Here is a 14,245-nt window from a genome sequence, read left to right on the forward strand (position 1 = left end):
AGGAGCTGCGCATGGCCGAAGCCGTACGCCACGACAAGACGGCGCGCCAGCTGCGGCTGTTGTCCGATGCACTGGACAGCGGGCGGTTGGGGCCGGTCCGTCGGTTGGTCAATACCCTGGCGCCGGCGGAAATCGGCAACCTGCTCGAATCGCTGCCCCCGGGCAAGCGCGAGATTGTCTGGGGCCTGGTCGATCCGGAAGACGATGGCGAGGTGCTGGTCCACGTCGGCGAGGAAGTCCGCGAAAGCCTGCTGGCCGACATGGACCCGGACGAGATCATCGCCGCGGTCGAAGACCTGGACATCGATGACCTTGCCGACCTGGTCGAGGATCTGCCGGACACGGTCATCGACGAAGTCCTCAAGTCGATGGACCGCGAGAACCGTGAGCGGCTCGAGCAGGTGCTGTCCTATCCCGAGGACAGCGCCGGCCGCCTGATGAACCCGGACGTGGTGACTGTGCGCGCCGACGTCAACGTCGACGTGGTGCTGCGCTACCTGCGCCTGCGTGGCGAACTGCCCGACCACACCGATCACCTGTTCGTGGTCAGCCGCCGCCATCAGTACCTGGGCCGCCTCTCGCTGGCCGCGCTGGTGACGCATGAGGACAACACCCCGATCAACCGCCTGATCGATGACGAACAGCCGGCGATCGACGTCGGCGAGAGCGCCGATGAAGTCGCGCGCCAGTTCTCCGATCATGACTGGGTCTCCGCCCCGGTGGTGGACGACAACAACATCCTGCTCGGCCGCATCACCATCGATGACGTGGTCGACATCATCCGGTCGCAGGCCGAGCACCAGGCGCTGGGCGCCGCCGGTCTGGACGAAGAAGAAGATCTGTTCTCGCCGATCAAGCGCGCCGTGCGCGGCCGCGTGGTCTGGCTCGGCATCAACCTGTGTACCGCGTTCCTGGCGGCCAGCGTGATCGGCCAGTTCGAGCTGACCCTGCAGAAGGTGGTGGCGCTGGCCGTGCTGATGCCGATCGTTGCCGGCGTGGGCGGCAATGCGGCCGTGCAGGTGCTGACCCTGATGGTGCGCGGCATCGCCCTGGGCCAGGTCGGCCAGAGCAATGCGCGCATCCTGCTGTGGAAGGAATCGCGCGTCGCGCTGATCAACGGCACGCTGATCGGCACCGTGGTCGGCATCATCGCCTACCTCTGGTTTCACAGCTTCCTGCTGTCGCTGGTGATCACCCTGGCGCTGATCATCAACTTCTGCGCCGCGGCCCTGGCCGGCGTGCTGCTGCCGCTGCTGCTCAAGCGCATGAATGTCGACCCGGCCGTGGCCGGCACCGTGGTGGTCACCGCCGTCACCGACGTCATGGGCTTCTTCAGCTTCCTCGGCCTGGCCACCCTGATCCTGCTGCACTGACCCTGGACCCCGCATGGCCGTGACCCTCGACAATTATTTCGTCCCCGGTTGGCGTGACGCGACGTATACCTGCGCTGCCTGCCAATGGCAGGGCAGCGCGCGGCAGATGCCGATGGAACTGCACGAAGACGAAGCCCAGTTCGACTGCCCGCAGTGCGAGAACCCGATCCTGCTGGTGGTCCACCCCAGCCTGGACCAGGTGCAGGCGGCAGCCGCCGAAGGCCACCCTGACGCCATCGAACAGCTGGACATCCTCGCCGCGGCGCCGCGCCCGGACTGATGCACTGCAAGATGCTCCGACACGCTACCGGGCCTAGACTGAAATCGATTTCAGACAAGGCACGACAATGGCGCGACGTTGGGGAAGCTGGCTGCTGTGGGCGGTGGCGATGATGACGGTAGCCGGCTGCGCGAGCACTCCGGCGGCCTCCGGCGGCCAGTTCGTCGGCCGTGCGGTCAAAGTGGATGGGCAGACCGCGTATTACCAGGTGTTCGTGCCGCGCAATGCAGCGGCCTCACGTGGCGAACTGCCGGTGGTGCTGTTCCTGCACGGCTCGGGTGAACGGGGCCGCGACGGCCGCCGCCAGACCCAGGCCGGGCTGGGGCCATACCTGCGCCAGCACGCCTCCACCTTCCCCGCGCTGGTGGTGTTGCCGCAGACGCCGAATGACCAGGAGTGGTCGGGCGAGAACAACCGCATCGCGCTGGCTGCACTGGATGCCGCCATCGCCGAATTCGGTGCGGATCCACAGCGCCAGTACCTGACCGGGATGTCGATGGGCGGCTACGGCAGCTGGAACATCGCGCTGGCCGAACCGACCCGCTTCGCCGCCATCGTGCCGGTCTGCGGCGCAGTGCTGGCGCCGCGTGCAGTGCGCCCCACCCTGTTCGTGGAGGACGTCGCCCACGAAGCCGATCCGTACGCAGCCATCGCCCAGCGCCTGAAACAGGTGCCGATCTGGATGTTCCATGGTGCGCTGGACGACGTGGTGCCGCCGGATGACGACCGCAAGCTGCACGCCGCGTTCCAGCAGGCCGGCGCGAAGGACGTGCGCTACACCGAGTATCCCGAAGGCAACCACAACGCCTGGGACGCCACCTATGCCGATGCGGCGATGTGGGAGTGGCTGTTCGCGCAGAAGCGGTAATGGCATTTTCGGTAGTGCCGGCCGCTGGCCGGCTCCGCAACAGACATCGGGAGCCAGCCAGCGGCCGGCACTACCGGTCATGCATCGACCAACGGTCGATGCCTACCGTGTTAAACGGACGCTCACCCCAGCAACGTTTCCAGCACCGCCATGCGCACGGCCACGCCGTTGGCGACCTGGCGCAGCACCCACGACTGGGGACCATCGGCCACCTCGTCGGTGACCTCCACGCCGCGGTTGATCGGGCCCGGGTGCAACACGGCGGCATCGGTGCCGGCGCGCTTGAGGCGCGTCGCATCCAGGCCGTACTGCGCGTGATACTGCTCCAGCGAGGGCACCAGGCCTTCTTCCATGCGCTCGCGCTGCAGGCGCAGCATCATCAGCGCATCGGCGCCTTCCAGCATCGCGTCGAAATCGTCGCCGACGATGCAGCCCTTCAGGGTGTCATCGTCCGGCAGCAGCGACTGCGGGCCGCATACGCGGATCTCGCCGACGCCCAGCGTGCGCAGGGCATGGAGGTCGGTGCGGGCCACGCGCGAGTGCTTCACATCACCCACGATGATGACCTTCATTTTCGAGAAATCGCTGCCCTTGGCCTGGCGCAGGGTCAGCATGTCCAGCAGGCCCTGGGTCGGGTGCGAGCTGCGGCCGTCACCGGCGTTGACCAGGGCCGTGCCCTCGCCCGCTGCGGCAGCCAGCGCCGCCACCGCACCATCATCGGGATGACGCACCACGAAGCCGCGCACGCCCATCGCTTCCAGGTTCTTGAGCGTGTCGCAGGCGGTCTCGCCCTTGCGGGTGGACGAGGTGGAGGCATCGAAGTTCAGCACGTCCGCGCCCAGCCGCTGCGCGGCCAGCTGGAACGAGCTGCGGGTGCGCGTGGAGGGTTCGAAGAACAGCGTGCAGACCGCCGAGCCGCCGAGCACGTGGCGCTTGTTGCCCACCCGCCCGACGGCCGCATCGCGGATCTGGCCGGCGCGGTCGAGCAGCTGCAGCAGGGTTTCGCGGGGCAGACCTTCCAGGGTCAGCAGGTGGCGCAGGCGTCCATCGGAATCGAGTTGCGAGGCGGTCATGGGCAGGGTCTGAGGGTCAGGAAACGGGGGTGGCGTCATCCGGGCAGGAAAGCCAGCGTTCGATGATCACCGCCGCAGCCACTGCATCCAGGGCGGCGGCGTCGCGGCGGCGTTTGCGGCCTTCGGCGCGCTCGACCGCGAACCGGCGCGCGGCCTCGACCGAGCTGGAGCGCTCGTCGACCAGCACCACCGGCAGTTTGAAACGTTCCCGCAGCTGGCGGGCAAAGCCCTGCGCGCGCTTGCGGTTGGGCTGGTCCTGGCCATCCAGGGTGAGCGGATCGCCCACCACCAGGCCATCCGGCCGCCACTCTTTGATCAGGCGCTCCACGGCGGTCCAGTCCGGCCCGTTGCCATGTACATCGACCACCGCGATCGCACGCGCATGGGTGCCGAACGAGCTGCCGATGGCCACGCCGATCCGGCGCGAGCCGACATCGAAACCGAGCACCGTGCCATCACGACGGATCGTCGGCGGTGCGGCCGCGGCGGGCGCAGGCGTGGCCGGCTCAGACATGGCCGCTGTAATCGGTGAGGCGGAACAGGTCCACGCCGATGCGCGCGGCCGCGCCCTGCCAGCGCTCGTCCAGCGGCGTGCTGAACAGCAGTTCGGCATCGGCCGGCACGGCCAGCCAGCTGTTTTCGGCGATTTCCGTTTCCAGCTGCCCTTCGCTCCAGCCGGCACAGCCCAGGGTGACCAGCGCATTGCGCGGGCCTTCGCCGCGCGCCATGGCTTCGAGGATGTCGCGCGAGGTGGTGAGGAAGACGCCCTCGCCCACGGCCAGGCTGGAATCCCAGCTGCGCGCATCATCGTGGATCACGAAGCCACGCTCCGGGTGCACCGGGCCGCCGTTGAGCACGACCTGGCCGCGCAGGGTGTCACTGGTGGTCGTGATCTCCATCTGGGCCAGCACCTCGCCGAGGGTGTACTCGGAGGGCTGGTTGACCAGCACGCCCATCGCGCCGTTCTCGTCGTGCTGGCAGATCAGCGCCACGGTACGGGCAAAGGTGGGGTCGGTCAGCGACGGCAGCGCGACCAGCAGGTGGTGGGCAAGCGAAGTGGACAGTTCAGACATGGCCCCATTCTAGCCGCTGGCCGTGATGTGCGCTTTCGCGCTGACATAATGCAGGCCTGCGCGCGTGCCCCCGGCCCGCGCGCCTGATCCGCCATCGCAAGGAGCTGCACGTGTCCGGTTATTGCCTCATCGCCCCCGGCCATCCGGTCCACGGCCACTACCATGACCACGAGTACGGCTTCCCGCAGCGCGAAGAGCGCGAGCTGTTCGAGCGCCTGATCCTGGAGATCAACCAGGCCGGCCTGAGCTGGGAGACCATCCTGAAGAAGCGCGAGGGCTTCCGCGCCGCTTATGACGGCTTCGACGTGGACACCGTGGCCGCCTATGGCCAGCGCGATATCGAGCGCCTGCTCAACGATGCCCGGATCATCCGCAACCGGCTCAAGGTGCACGCGGCAGTCCACAATGCCCAGGTGATCCAGCAGCTGCGGGCCAGCCACGGCAGCTTCGCCGGCTGGCTGGATGCCCACCATCCGCTGGACAAGGCGGCGTGGGTGAAGCTGTTCAAGAAGACGTTCCGCTTCACCGGCGGGGAGATCACCGGCGAGTTCCTGATGAGCCTGGGCTACCTCCCTGGCGCGCACAGCCCGGACTGCCCGGTGTTCAAGCGCATCGACACGCTCAAGCCGGCCTGGCGCCAGAAGTGACCCACCCCGTCGTGCGGGCTGTGCTGCTCGCTGCCCTGAGCCTGCCCCCGCTGGCGGCCGCAAGCGACCTGGACAACGTGCTGGAGCGCCTTCGCGCGGAGATCGCCGCCGTGGCGGCCGACGACCCGGCCCCGATCGATACGGTGCTGGCCCGCTACCGCGACGAAACCGGCATCGACCTGCAGATTCCGGTGGCCGGCGATAGCGATGCCCCGCTACCCGCGCTGGTGCGCCCACCCACTGTCACCCCGGCCGATTGGGCGGCGGTGACCCGCTATCTGCGCGAGACCGACGCCCGGCACATCGTACCGGTGGAGATGGGCGAGCTGTCGCTCTCCCTGCTCGATCTGGATGGGGACGGCAAGCGCGACCTGGTGCAGAGCGCCTACAGCGGCGGCACCGGCCTGTATACGCAGGTGGAGATGCTGCGGCGCGATCCGCAGCGCGGCTTCGTGGTACCCGACAGTCTCGACCCGCAGCGCCCCTGGGCACAGGGGCAGTACGGCATCAGCGGGCGCGGCAGCGACCAGGCCCTGTACTGGCTGCGCATCGATGGGGTCAGCTACATCGCCTACCGCGATGGCGACTACTACGGCGACACCCTGCTGCTGAACCGGCCGCTGTCGGTTGACCCGCGCGAGCGCAGCCCGGCGGTGCAGTTGCAGGTGCGCTACGGCCGCGAGCACTGGCTGGCCGACCCGGTGATGCATGTCGATGGCGAACCGCTGGATGCCGATGCCGCGGCGATCGCAGCGGACCGGCGCCTGCTCACGCACATCGACCAGCTGTTGGCTGGCCTGACCATCGATGGTGACGGCGTCGCACACGTCGGCGATGAGCAGGGGCGCTGCCCGATGCCGGCCGGGACCGACCCGGACCAGACCGGCGCGTGGCCCTGGCGCGGCGCCGGCAGCTATACCTTCGATACCGCCGCCGACACCGTGATCCGCTCGGGAGGCCAGTGCTACAGCGCTTCGCTCATCGCCCTGCGCAGCAGCTATGCCGGCGACCACGCGCTGTGCTGCCAGCTGTGGCTGTACCGCGGCCCGGGCCAGCAGGCGGCGACGCTGGACCTGCGCAGCCGCCGCTGGGTCTCCGGCGTGACCGTCGTGCCGGTGCCGCCGCAGGGTGAGTAACCGGCGTCAGACGCCCATGTAGCGGCCCGGGCGGTGGTTGAACATCAGCACCAGGCTGAGCACTACCGCACCGATCGCCGAGTACATCACCTTGGAGGGGGACAGTACCGAGAACGCCACGCACATCAGCAGCGTGTCGAACGACATCTGCACCTTGCCGGCGCTCCAGCCCCGCGTGCGCTGCAGGTACACCGCCAGGATGCCGATGCCCCCCAGGCTGGCCCGGTGGCGGATGTAGAACAGGATGCCCAGGCCAGCCAGCGCGCCGCCGACGATCGCCGAGTACAGCGAGCTCATGTGGGCGAAGTCGGCCCAGCGCGGCAGCAGGTCGGTCAGCACGCCGCAGGCGGTTACCGCCGCGAAGGTCTTCAGGGTGAATTCCCAGCCCATGCGCCGCACGGCCACCCAATAGAAAGGGAGGTTGACCAGCACGAACACCAGGCCGAAGTTCCAGCCGAAGGCGTAGTGGGCCAGGAAGGCCAGCCCGGCCATGCCGCCGATCATCAGCCCGCCCTTGGCGAAGATGGCCAGGCCCAGCGACGCCACCAGCGTGGCCAGGATCATGCCCTGCACGTCCTCGGCCACGGAATGGCGCAGGGCTTTCTCGTCGGCCACGGTGCCGGCGCTGTCGGGGGGCGGGGTCAGCGGGCCTGCGGTGACCAGGTGGCCGTCAGCGTCGTCGCACGGCGCGGGGCCATGGGATTCAAGGGACATGGGGGTGGGGGTGTGGCGTGGGGAGCGGTATTAGACACGATCGGCGTGACAGTTGCTGGTGAAATTGATTCAGCCGCCGCCGGCGGAGGTGCCGGGCCACCGACCCCGGACCGACATCCGCCGTTCATCCCCGCTGAACACCCCCCAGCCGCAGCATGTGCGGGTACCCCGCTGTGCCCTCCCCTCCCTCAGGAGTTCCGTGCCATGCCCTACGTCACCACCGCCGACAACACCGAGATCTTCTACAAGGATTGGGGCAAGGGTCAGCCCCTCGTGTTCCATCACGGCTGGCCGCTCAGCGCCGATGACTGGGATAGCCAGCTGCAGTTCTTCCTGCTGCAGGGCTATCGCGTGATCGCGCACGACCGCCGCGGCCATGGCCGCTCCTCGCAGACCAGCGGGGGGCATGAGATGGACACCTACGCTGCCGACGTCAATGCGCTGGCCGATCACCTGGACCTGCGCGATGCGATCCACATCGGGCATTCCACCGGCGGTGGCGAAGTCGCGCACTACGTCGCGCAGGCTAAGCCCGGGCGCGTGGCCAAGGCGGTGCTGATCGGTGCGGTGCCACCGATCATGGTCAAGAGCGAGGCCAACCCCGGCGGCACGCCGAAGGAGGTCTTCGACGGCTTCCGGCAGGCACTGGTCGCGGGTCGTGCGGCGTTCTACCGCGACGTGCCGATTCCGTTCTACGGGTTCAACCGCGAGGGCACGCCGCCACAGCAGGGCATCGTCGACAACTGGTGGCGGCAGGGGATGATGGGCGCGATCAACGCGCACTACGACTGCATCAAGGCCTTCTCGGAAACCGACTTCACCGACGACCTGAAAAAGATCGACGTGCCGGTGCTGGTGATGCACGGCGATGACGATCAGATCGTGCCGATCGCCGATTCGGCGGAGCTGGCCATCAAGCTGCTCAGGCACGGCACGCTGAAGGTCTACAAAGGGTACCCACATGGCATGTGCACCACCCATGCGGACGTGATCAACTCGGATCTGTTGGCGTTCATTCGCGGGTGAGGTGTGTGCCGACCAACGGTCGGCACCTACCCGAATGTGTGGGACGGTATCGCGCGAGCCGATCCTGGCTGCGTTGGCCGGTGTCGTGCGCCCAGCGCCCCGCTCAGCGCGCGACCAGCTTCTGCCGCTCGGCGTTGTAGCGATCCCCGACGATGGCGATGCTGTCCAGCGCCGCACCGATCTGCTGCAGGTCGGCCTCACTCAGCACCACCGCAGCCGCGCCCAGATTCTCGGTCAGGCGATGCAGCTTGGTCGTGCCGGGAATCGGCACGATCCACGGTTTGCGCGCCAGCAGCCAGGCCAAGGCGATCTGGGCCGGCGTGGCCCGCTTGTCGGCGGCTATCGCGCTGATGCGGTCCACCAGCACCTGATTGGCCTGGCGGGCTTCGGCCGCAAACCGCGGCACGCTGTTGCGGAAGTCATCGGCCGCGAACTGCGTGCCTACGTTGATCGCACCGGTCAGGAAGCCCTTGCCGAGCGGGCTGAACGGCACGAAGCCGATCCCCAGTTCTTCCAGCACCGGCAGCACGGCCTGTTCCGGCTCGCGCCACCACAGGGAGTATTCGCTCTGCAGCGCCGCCACCGGCTGCACGGCGTGCGCCCGGCGGATGGCATCGACGCCGGCCTCGGACAATCCGAAGTGCTTCACCTTGCCCTCGGCGATCAGGTCCTTGACCGTACCGGCCACGTCCTCGATCGGCACATTCGGGTCGACCCGGTGCTGGTAGAACAGGTCGATGCGGTCGGTCTTCAAACGCGACAGGCTGGCCTCGGCCACCGCGCGGATGCGCTCGGGGCGGCTGTCCAGGCCGGCGTCGGCGTGGCCATCCTTGAAGCCGAACTTGGTGGCGATCACCAGCTGGTCACGGAACGGCGCCAGCGCTTCGCCCAGCAGTTCCTCGTTGAGGAACGGCCCATAGGCTTCGGCGGTATCAAAGAAGGTCACCCCCTGCTCGACCGCCGCGCGCAGCAAGGCGATCGCCTCGGTACGGTCGGTGGCCGGGCCATAGCCGTAGCTCAGCCCCATGCAGCCCAGCCCGAGGGGCGAAACCCGCAGGCCGCTGCGGCCCAGTTCACGTGTCTGCATGGTGGTACTCCTGCCGGTGGGACCGGCGTCATGGGGGAGTGCCACCATAGCCCTGCCGGCTGCCGGGATTGGAGGGTGTGGAGTGCTGTCGGTCATGAGCGTGGCTAATCAATCAATGCACGAGGCAGATACGCATCATCCCGGTAGCGTGCAGGTGACCTTTTCAGCCTTGATCGTGATGCATCGGCGCTGCTGCAGCTGTTGGATCCAAGGTCTTCAGCTGCACGTGCTCGTCGTCGATCAGGATCAGTTGCGCACTGCCACCATTATCCAGCCCTCAGGAAACGCCATCGCCGCGCAGGGTGCCAATCACCGTGAGCAGCAGGAAGAGACCGCCCACGACCACCCCAAGGATGTGCCACACCCCGAAGCGGTCCAGCGCCCGCGTGTCCATGCCTTCGTCACGATGGTAGCGCCGCAGGAGGCTGTTGACCGGCAACAGCGGGACGAAGGTGAACAGCGCGACCAGCCACATGGGATCGGGCAGTCGGCTGGCCACATACAGCAGGAAGTAGGCCACGCCCAGCAGGCCCGGCGCGATCGCCAGCGTGCGGCGGCGATTGGCGGCCACATCGCGCAGGTCGCTGAAGCACAGGAACGACCAGAGCGGCGAGAACCACGCGCGCGCCCACGGCCACTGATCTCCTCCGGTTTCGCGCTTGATCGCGCGCCAGTTGCGCCAGAACCAGTACACCGGATAGAGACCCAGCGTGGTCAGCGACAACGCCGCGATCTTCAGCGTGGGTGGTGCGTAGTACGTTGCGACGCCGTTGGTGGCGAAAGTCGCCGCCGGCAGTGCGGAAGACGCCGCCGGCGCGCGGTACGGATCGTGCATGTCCATATGCCCATCACCTGATACGTTGATACCGGCGAGGTGCCGGCGCCCCCTGCATCGCGGTGGCCCGCGACGGCGCGACTATCGCAGAGCCGCGCCGGCTTTTACAGCCCCCGCTCAGCGGATCTCGGAGATCTCCACCCCGTCCAGCCCCTGCGACAGCGTGCGTGCGTCGCCGCCCTGCGAGAGCTTGATGCGCAGGCGCACTTCATTCTGCGAATCGGCGTAGCGCAGGGCGTCTTCGTAGCTGATCTCGCCGGCCTGGTACAGCTCGAACAGGCTCTGGTCGAAGGTGCGCATGCCCAGCTGGACCGAGTCCTTCATCACTTCCTTGAGCTTGTGGATCTCACCGTCGCGGATGTAATCCTGCACCAGCGGCGTACCCAGCATGATTTCCATCGCGACCTTGCGCGTCTTGCCGTCCGGCGAGGGGATCAGCTGCTGGGCGACCACGCCCTTGAGGTTCAGCGAGAGATCCATCAGCAGCTGGTTGCGACGATCTTCCGGGAAGAAGTTGATGATGCGGTCCATCGCCTGGTTGGCGTTGTTGGCGTGCAGCGTACACAGCACCAGGTGGCCGGTTTCAGCAAAGGCGATGGCGTGGTCCATGCCCTCGCGGGTACGCACCTCGCCGATCATGATCACGTCCGGGGCCTGGCGCAGGGTGTTCTTCAGCGCCGCCTCCCAGCTGTCGGTATCGATGCCGACTTCGCGCTGGGTGATGATGCAGCCTTCGTGCTTGTGCACGAATTCGATCGGGTCTTCGATGGTGATGATATGGCCGGTCGAGTTGTGGTTGCGGTAGCCGATCATCGCCGCCAGCGAGGTCGATTTACCGGTACCGGTCGCGCCGACGAACAGGATGATGCCGCGCTTGGTCATCGCCAGCGTCTTGACGATCGGCGGCAGGCTCAGCTCTTCCACGGTGGGAATGCGCGTTTCGATCCGGCGCAGCACCATGCCGACCTGGTTGCGCTGGTAGAAGCAGCTCACGCGGAAGCGGCCGACACCGGACAGGCCGATGGCGAAGTTGCATTCGTGGGTCTTTTCGAACTCTTCGCGCTGCGCCGGCGTCATCACGTTCAACACCAGGTCGCGGCTCTGCTGCGGCGTCAGCGGTGTCTGGGTGATCGGCGAGATCTTGCCGTTGACCTTGATCGCCGGCGGCATGCCCGCGGTGATGAACAGGTCCGAGGCCTTCTGGTGCGCCATCAGCTTGAGGAACGAGGTGAAGTCGATGGTGGTGGTGGTGGTGCTCATCGCGGTGTACTCCGGAGGTTTTCAGGAGCCGGCCAGCGGCCGGCACTACCACTATTCGAAAATCCGCTTGTCCTTGGCGTACTCGCGTGCCTGGTTGCGGGTGATCAGGCTGCGCTTGACCAGGTCCTGCAGGTGCTGGTCCAGGGTCATCATGCCCATCTGCTGGCCGGTCTGGATCGCCGAGTACATCTGCGCGACCTTGTCTTCGCGGATCAGGTTGCGGATGGCCGGCGTGCCGACCATGATTTCCCACGCAGCCGTACGCCCACCACCGACCTTCTTCAGCAGGGCCTGGGAGATCACCGCGCGCAGCGACTCGGACAGCATCGAGCGCACCATCGGCTTTTCGCCGGCGGGGAACACGTCGATGATGCGGTCGATGGTCTTGGCGGCCGAGCTGGTGTGCAGCGTGCCGAATACCAGGTGGCCCGTTTCCGCGGCGGTCAGCGCCAGGCGGATGGTTTCCAGATCGCGCAGTTCGCCGACCAGGATGATGTCCGGATCCTCACGCAGTGCCGAGCGCAGCGCTTCATTGAAGCCGTGCGTATCGCGATGCACTTCGCGCTGGTTGATCAGGCACTTCTGCGAGGTGTGCACGAATTCGATCGGATCCTCGACGGTGAGGATGTGGCCGTATTCGTTCTTGTTGATGTGGTCGATCATCGCCGCCAGCGTGGTCGACTTGCCTGAACCGGTCGGGCCGGTGACCAGGATCAGCCCCTGCGGCTGATCGATCAGCTCGCGGAAGATCGGCGGGCAGGCCAGGTCTTCCAGGGTGAGCACCTCGGAGGGAATGGTACGGAACACCGCACCCGCACCGCGGTTCTGGTTGAAAGCGTTGACACGGAAGCGCGCCAGCGAGGGAATCTCGAACGAGAAATCGACCTCGAGGAACTCTTCGTAATCGCGACGCTGCTTGTCCGACATGATGTCGTACACCAGCGCGTGGACCTGCTTGTGGTCCAGGGCCGGAATATTGATGCGACGGACATCGCCGTCAACGCGGATCATCGGCGGCAGGCCGGCCGACAGATGAAGATCCGACGCTTTGTTCTTTACGGAAAACGCCAACAGTTCGGCGATATCCATGCGCTGCTACTCCCCATGACTGCTGCGACTGGAAGGTTCTTTCCCCGGGCGGCAGTATAGAGCGAGATGTGCACAATACGCGCCAGCCCCTGATCCACCGGACCCGCCGTGACCCCCCAGCCTCTGCCCACCCTCCTGACGAACCTGCACAACGCGGCCGCGGCCGCCCGGCGGCCAGATCCGGTCCTGCTGGCGGTCTCCAAGACCCAGCCGGCCGAGGCCGTGCAGGCCCTGGCCGCGCAGGGCCAGCGCGCTTTCGGCGAGAACTACGTGCAGGAGGCGGTCGCCAAGATCGAGGCACTGGCATCGCTGGGCCTGGAGTGGCACCTGATCGGTCACCTTCAGTCGAACAAGGCCGAACTCGTCGCCCGCCATTTCGACTGGGTGCAGAGCGTGGACCGCCTCAAGCTGGTCACCGCATTGGCCGCGCATCGCCCGGCCGGCCAGCCGCCGCTGAACGTGCTGATCCAGGTCAACATCGACGACGAAGACAGCAAGCACGGCTGCGCGCCGGAGGACATCGATGCCCTCGCCACCGCCATCGCTGCCGCGCCGCAGTTGCGCCTGCGCGGGCTGATGGCGATCCCGGCCCCGTGGCCTGACGCTGAACGCCGGCAGGCCGCTTTCACCCGCATGGCCACGTTGTTTGCCAAGCTGGCGGCAGCGCACCCGCAGGTGGATACGCTGTCGATGGGCATGAGCAGCGATTACCCTGAGGCCATCGCCCATGGCGCCACCCTGGTCCGCGTCGGCACCGCGCTGTTCGGTGCACGCCCGCGACCGGCCTGAGCGCCCCGCCCGTTCCAAGGAGAGTTCATGAGCACGTCCCCCATCACCTTCATCGGCGGCGGCAACATGGCCCGCAGCCTGATCGCCGGCCTGGTCCGCCAGGGCGTGGCCCCGGCCAGCATCCATGTCGCCGAGCCGGTGACCGAGCTGCGTGACGCGCTCACGGCCGAATTCGGCGTCAGGACCTACGCCAGCGCGACCGAAGCTGCCGCGCAGGGCACCGTGTGGGTGCTGGCGGTCAAGCCGCAGGTGCTGCGCGATGTCTGCGCCTCGCTCACCGCCGTCGCCCACGGCAAGCAACCGCTGGTGGTCTCCATCGCCGCTGGCATCACCAGCAGCCAGCTGGACCGTTGGCTGGGCGGCGGCCACGCCGTGGTCCGTGCGATGCCCAACACGCCCGCCCTCCTCGGCGCCGGTGTCACCGGCCTGTTCGCCACTGCCACGGTCAGCGCCGCGCAACGCGCCCAGGCCGATACCGTGCTGGCCACGGCAGGGCGCACCGTGTGGATCGACGACGAAGCGCGCATGGATGCCGTTACTGCGGTCTCCGGCAGCGGCCCGGCGTACGTGTTCCTGCTGGCCGAAGCGATGGAGGCGGCTGGGATCGCGCAAGGCCTGCCGGCCGAGGCGGCCCGCACGCTGGTGGTGCAGACCCTGCTCGGTGCCTCGCGCATGTTGGATGAATCCGGCGAAGCGCCGGCCGAACTGCGTCGCCGGGTGACCTCGCCGAACGGCACGACCCAGGCGGCGATCGAGAGTTTCCAAGGCGATGGCTTCGAGGCGATCGTGGCGCGCGCGATCGACGCGGCGACCACGCGCGGGCAGGCATTGTCGGCGGCGAATGACTGAGGACCAAGCGTCGCCACGCATGGCGTGGCGTTACCTTGTCCGCCCCCTGACCGGGTAGAGCCACCCCATGGGTGGCTGGCCCGCGATGCGGGAACAAGAAGCAGCCACGCGTGGCGTGGCTCTACCCCTACGTTTACGGGAGACAT

16 protein-coding genes are annotated in these 14,245 nt (G+C 67.4%); 8 read left to right on the top strand and 8 right to left on the bottom strand.

What is annotated here, in order from left to right; genetic code table 11:
* The first annotated feature begins 11 nt into the window (after positions 1–11).
* From mgtE to HMPREF3113_RS15805, 3 genes are all read left to right on the top strand, one after another.
* The gene (gene mgtE, locus HMPREF3113_RS15795; protein WP_019185398.1) at positions 12–1,373 is read left to right on the top strand and encodes a magnesium transporter; all 1,362 of its coding nucleotides are present in this window, start codon (positions 12–14) and stop codon (positions 1,371–1,373) included.
* 13 nt (positions 1,374–1,386) lie between these two features.
* Positions 1,387–1,653, top strand: a complete 267-nt coding sequence (locus HMPREF3113_RS15800; RefSeq protein WP_070473859.1) for a hypothetical protein — start codon at positions 1,387–1,389, stop codon at positions 1,651–1,653.
* 67 nt (positions 1,654–1,720) lie between these two features.
* On the top strand, positions 1,721–2,521 hold the full coding sequence (locus tag HMPREF3113_RS15805; RefSeq protein WP_070473861.1) for a carboxylesterase family protein: 801 nt from the start codon (positions 1,721–1,723) through the stop codon (positions 2,519–2,521).
* Positions 2,522–2,643: 122 nt separating this feature from the next.
* Here HMPREF3113_RS15805 and HMPREF3113_RS15810 read toward each other — a convergent pair whose 3' ends face one another.
* Genes HMPREF3113_RS15810 through HMPREF3113_RS15820 form a run of 3 tightly spaced genes read right to left on the bottom strand, consistent with a single transcriptional unit; the run spans position 2,644 to position 4,667 of the window.
* On the bottom strand, positions 2,644–3,594 hold the full coding sequence (locus tag HMPREF3113_RS15810) for an aspartate carbamoyltransferase catalytic subunit (protein ID WP_019185395.1): 951 nt from the start codon (positions 3,592–3,594) through the stop codon (positions 2,644–2,646).
* A gap of 16 nt (positions 3,595–3,610) precedes the next feature.
* On the bottom strand, positions 3,611–4,108 hold the full coding sequence (gene ruvX, locus HMPREF3113_RS15815; protein WP_019185394.1) for a Holliday junction resolvase RuvX: 498 nt from the start codon (positions 4,106–4,108) through the stop codon (positions 3,611–3,613).
* Entirely contained in the window at positions 4,101–4,667 is a 567-nt protein-coding gene (locus HMPREF3113_RS15820; RefSeq protein WP_019185393.1) for a YqgE/AlgH family protein, read from the bottom strand. The genes ruvX and HMPREF3113_RS15820 overlap by 8 nt, the downstream gene beginning before the upstream one ends.
* A gap of 110 nt (positions 4,668–4,777) precedes the next feature.
* On the opposite strand from HMPREF3113_RS15820, the gene HMPREF3113_RS15825 reads away from it, so the two are divergent.
* The gene (locus HMPREF3113_RS15825; protein WP_070473864.1) at positions 4,778–5,314 is read left to right on the top strand and encodes a DNA-3-methyladenine glycosylase I; all 537 of its coding nucleotides are present in this window, start codon (positions 4,778–4,780) and stop codon (positions 5,312–5,314) included.
* Positions 5,311–6,450 (top strand): hypothetical protein, encoded by a 1,140-nt coding sequence (locus HMPREF3113_RS15830; RefSeq protein ID WP_037553868.1) that lies wholly within the window; start codon positions 5,311–5,313, stop codon positions 6,448–6,450. The genes HMPREF3113_RS15825 and HMPREF3113_RS15830 overlap by 4 nt, the downstream gene beginning before the upstream one ends.
* A 6-nt stretch (positions 6,451–6,456) precedes the next feature.
* Here HMPREF3113_RS15830 and HMPREF3113_RS15835 read toward each other — a convergent pair whose 3' ends face one another.
* Positions 6,457–7,164, bottom strand: coding sequence for a YitT family protein (locus HMPREF3113_RS15835; RefSeq protein ID WP_019185390.1), 708 nt, complete (start codon positions 7,162–7,164; stop codon positions 6,457–6,459).
* A gap of 204 nt (positions 7,165–7,368) precedes the next feature.
* On the opposite strand from HMPREF3113_RS15835, the gene HMPREF3113_RS15840 reads away from it, so the two are divergent.
* Entirely contained in the window at positions 7,369–8,190 is an 822-nt protein-coding gene (locus HMPREF3113_RS15840; protein ID WP_019185389.1) for an alpha/beta fold hydrolase, read from the top strand.
* Positions 8,191–8,293: 103 nt separating this feature from the next.
* On the opposite strand, the gene HMPREF3113_RS15845 is transcribed toward HMPREF3113_RS15840, so the two are convergent.
* The 4 genes from HMPREF3113_RS15845 to HMPREF3113_RS15860 all read right to left on the bottom strand — a co-directional run bounded on the left by HMPREF3113_RS15845 (position 8,294) and on the right by HMPREF3113_RS15860 (position 12,461).
* On the bottom strand, positions 8,294–9,277 hold the full coding sequence (locus tag HMPREF3113_RS15845; RefSeq protein ID WP_070473866.1) for an aldo/keto reductase: 984 nt from the start codon (positions 9,275–9,277) through the stop codon (positions 8,294–8,296).
* 277 nt (positions 9,278–9,554) lie between these two features.
* Entirely contained in the window at positions 9,555–10,118 is a 564-nt protein-coding gene (locus tag HMPREF3113_RS15850) for a hypothetical protein (protein WP_070473868.1), read from the bottom strand.
* Between the two features lie 111 nt (positions 10,119–10,229).
* Positions 10,230–11,372 (bottom strand): PilT/PilU family type 4a pilus ATPase, encoded by a 1,143-nt coding sequence (locus HMPREF3113_RS15855; protein WP_070473870.1) that lies wholly within the window; start codon positions 11,370–11,372, stop codon positions 10,230–10,232.
* Between the two features lie 51 nt (positions 11,373–11,423).
* Positions 11,424–12,461 (bottom strand): type IV pilus twitching motility protein PilT, encoded by a 1,038-nt coding sequence (locus HMPREF3113_RS15860; RefSeq protein WP_019185385.1) that lies wholly within the window; start codon positions 12,459–12,461, stop codon positions 11,424–11,426.
* A gap of 108 nt (positions 12,462–12,569) precedes the next feature.
* Between HMPREF3113_RS15860 and HMPREF3113_RS15865 the strand changes: the two genes are divergently transcribed.
* Positions 12,570–13,250: a YggS family pyridoxal phosphate-dependent enzyme gene (locus HMPREF3113_RS15865; protein ID WP_070473872.1), complete on the top strand. Its 681-nt coding sequence runs from the start codon at positions 12,570–12,572 to the stop codon at positions 13,248–13,250.
* Positions 13,251–13,277: 27 nt separating this feature from the next.
* Entirely contained in the window at positions 13,278–14,099 is an 822-nt protein-coding gene (gene proC, locus HMPREF3113_RS15870) for a pyrroline-5-carboxylate reductase (protein WP_019185383.1), read from the top strand.
* Positions 14,100–14,245 lie beyond the last annotated feature (146 nt).

The sequence above is a fragment of the Stenotrophomonas sp. HMSC10F06 genome (genome assembly GCF_001807865.1).
Lineage (GTDB): Bacteria > Pseudomonadota > Gammaproteobacteria > Xanthomonadales > Xanthomonadaceae > Stenotrophomonas > Stenotrophomonas bentonitica_A.

What these genes read in the sequence shown, in the direction of transcription:
- mgtE (WP_019185398.1), top strand. Translation starts at nt 12, where the DNA reads ATGGCCGAAGCCGTACGCCACGACAAGACGGCGCGCCAGCTGCGGCTG.
- HMPREF3113_RS15800 (WP_070473859.1), top strand. Translation starts at nt 1,387, where the DNA reads ATGGCCGTGACCCTCGACAATTATTTCGTCCCCGGTTGGCGTGACGCG.
- HMPREF3113_RS15805 (WP_070473861.1), top strand. Translation starts at nt 1,721, where the DNA reads ATGGCGCGACGTTGGGGAAGCTGGCTGCTGTGGGCGGTGGCGATGATG.
- HMPREF3113_RS15810 (WP_019185395.1), bottom strand. Translation starts at nt 3,594, where the DNA reads ATGACCGCCTCGCAACTCGATTCCGATGGACGCCTGCGCCACCTGCTG.
- ruvX (WP_019185394.1), bottom strand. Translation starts at nt 4,108, where the DNA reads ATGTCTGAGCCGGCCACGCCTGCGCCCGCCGCGGCCGCACCGCCGACG.
- HMPREF3113_RS15820 (WP_019185393.1), bottom strand. Translation starts at nt 4,667, where the DNA reads ATGTCTGAACTGTCCACTTCGCTTGCCCACCACCTGCTGGTCGCGCTG.
- HMPREF3113_RS15835 (WP_019185390.1), bottom strand. Translation starts at nt 7,164, where the DNA reads ATGTCCCTTGAATCCCATGGCCCCGCGCCGTGCGACGACGCTGACGGC.
- HMPREF3113_RS15840 (WP_019185389.1), top strand. Translation starts at nt 7,369, where the DNA reads ATGCCCTACGTCACCACCGCCGACAACACCGAGATCTTCTACAAGGAT.
- HMPREF3113_RS15845 (WP_070473866.1), bottom strand. Translation starts at nt 9,277, where the DNA reads ATGCAGACACGTGAACTGGGCCGCAGCGGCCTGCGGGTTTCGCCCCTC.
- HMPREF3113_RS15850 (WP_070473868.1), bottom strand. Translation starts at nt 10,118, where the DNA reads ATGGACATGCACGATCCGTACCGCGCGCCGGCGGCGTCTTCCGCACTG.
- HMPREF3113_RS15855 (WP_070473870.1), bottom strand. Translation starts at nt 11,372, where the DNA reads ATGAGCACCACCACCACCACCATCGACTTCACCTCGTTCCTCAAGCTG.
- HMPREF3113_RS15860 (WP_019185385.1), bottom strand. Translation starts at nt 12,461, where the DNA reads ATGGATATCGCCGAACTGTTGGCGTTTTCCGTAAAGAACAAAGCGTCG.
- proC (WP_019185383.1), top strand. Translation starts at nt 13,278, where the DNA reads ATGAGCACGTCCCCCATCACCTTCATCGGCGGCGGCAACATGGCCCGC.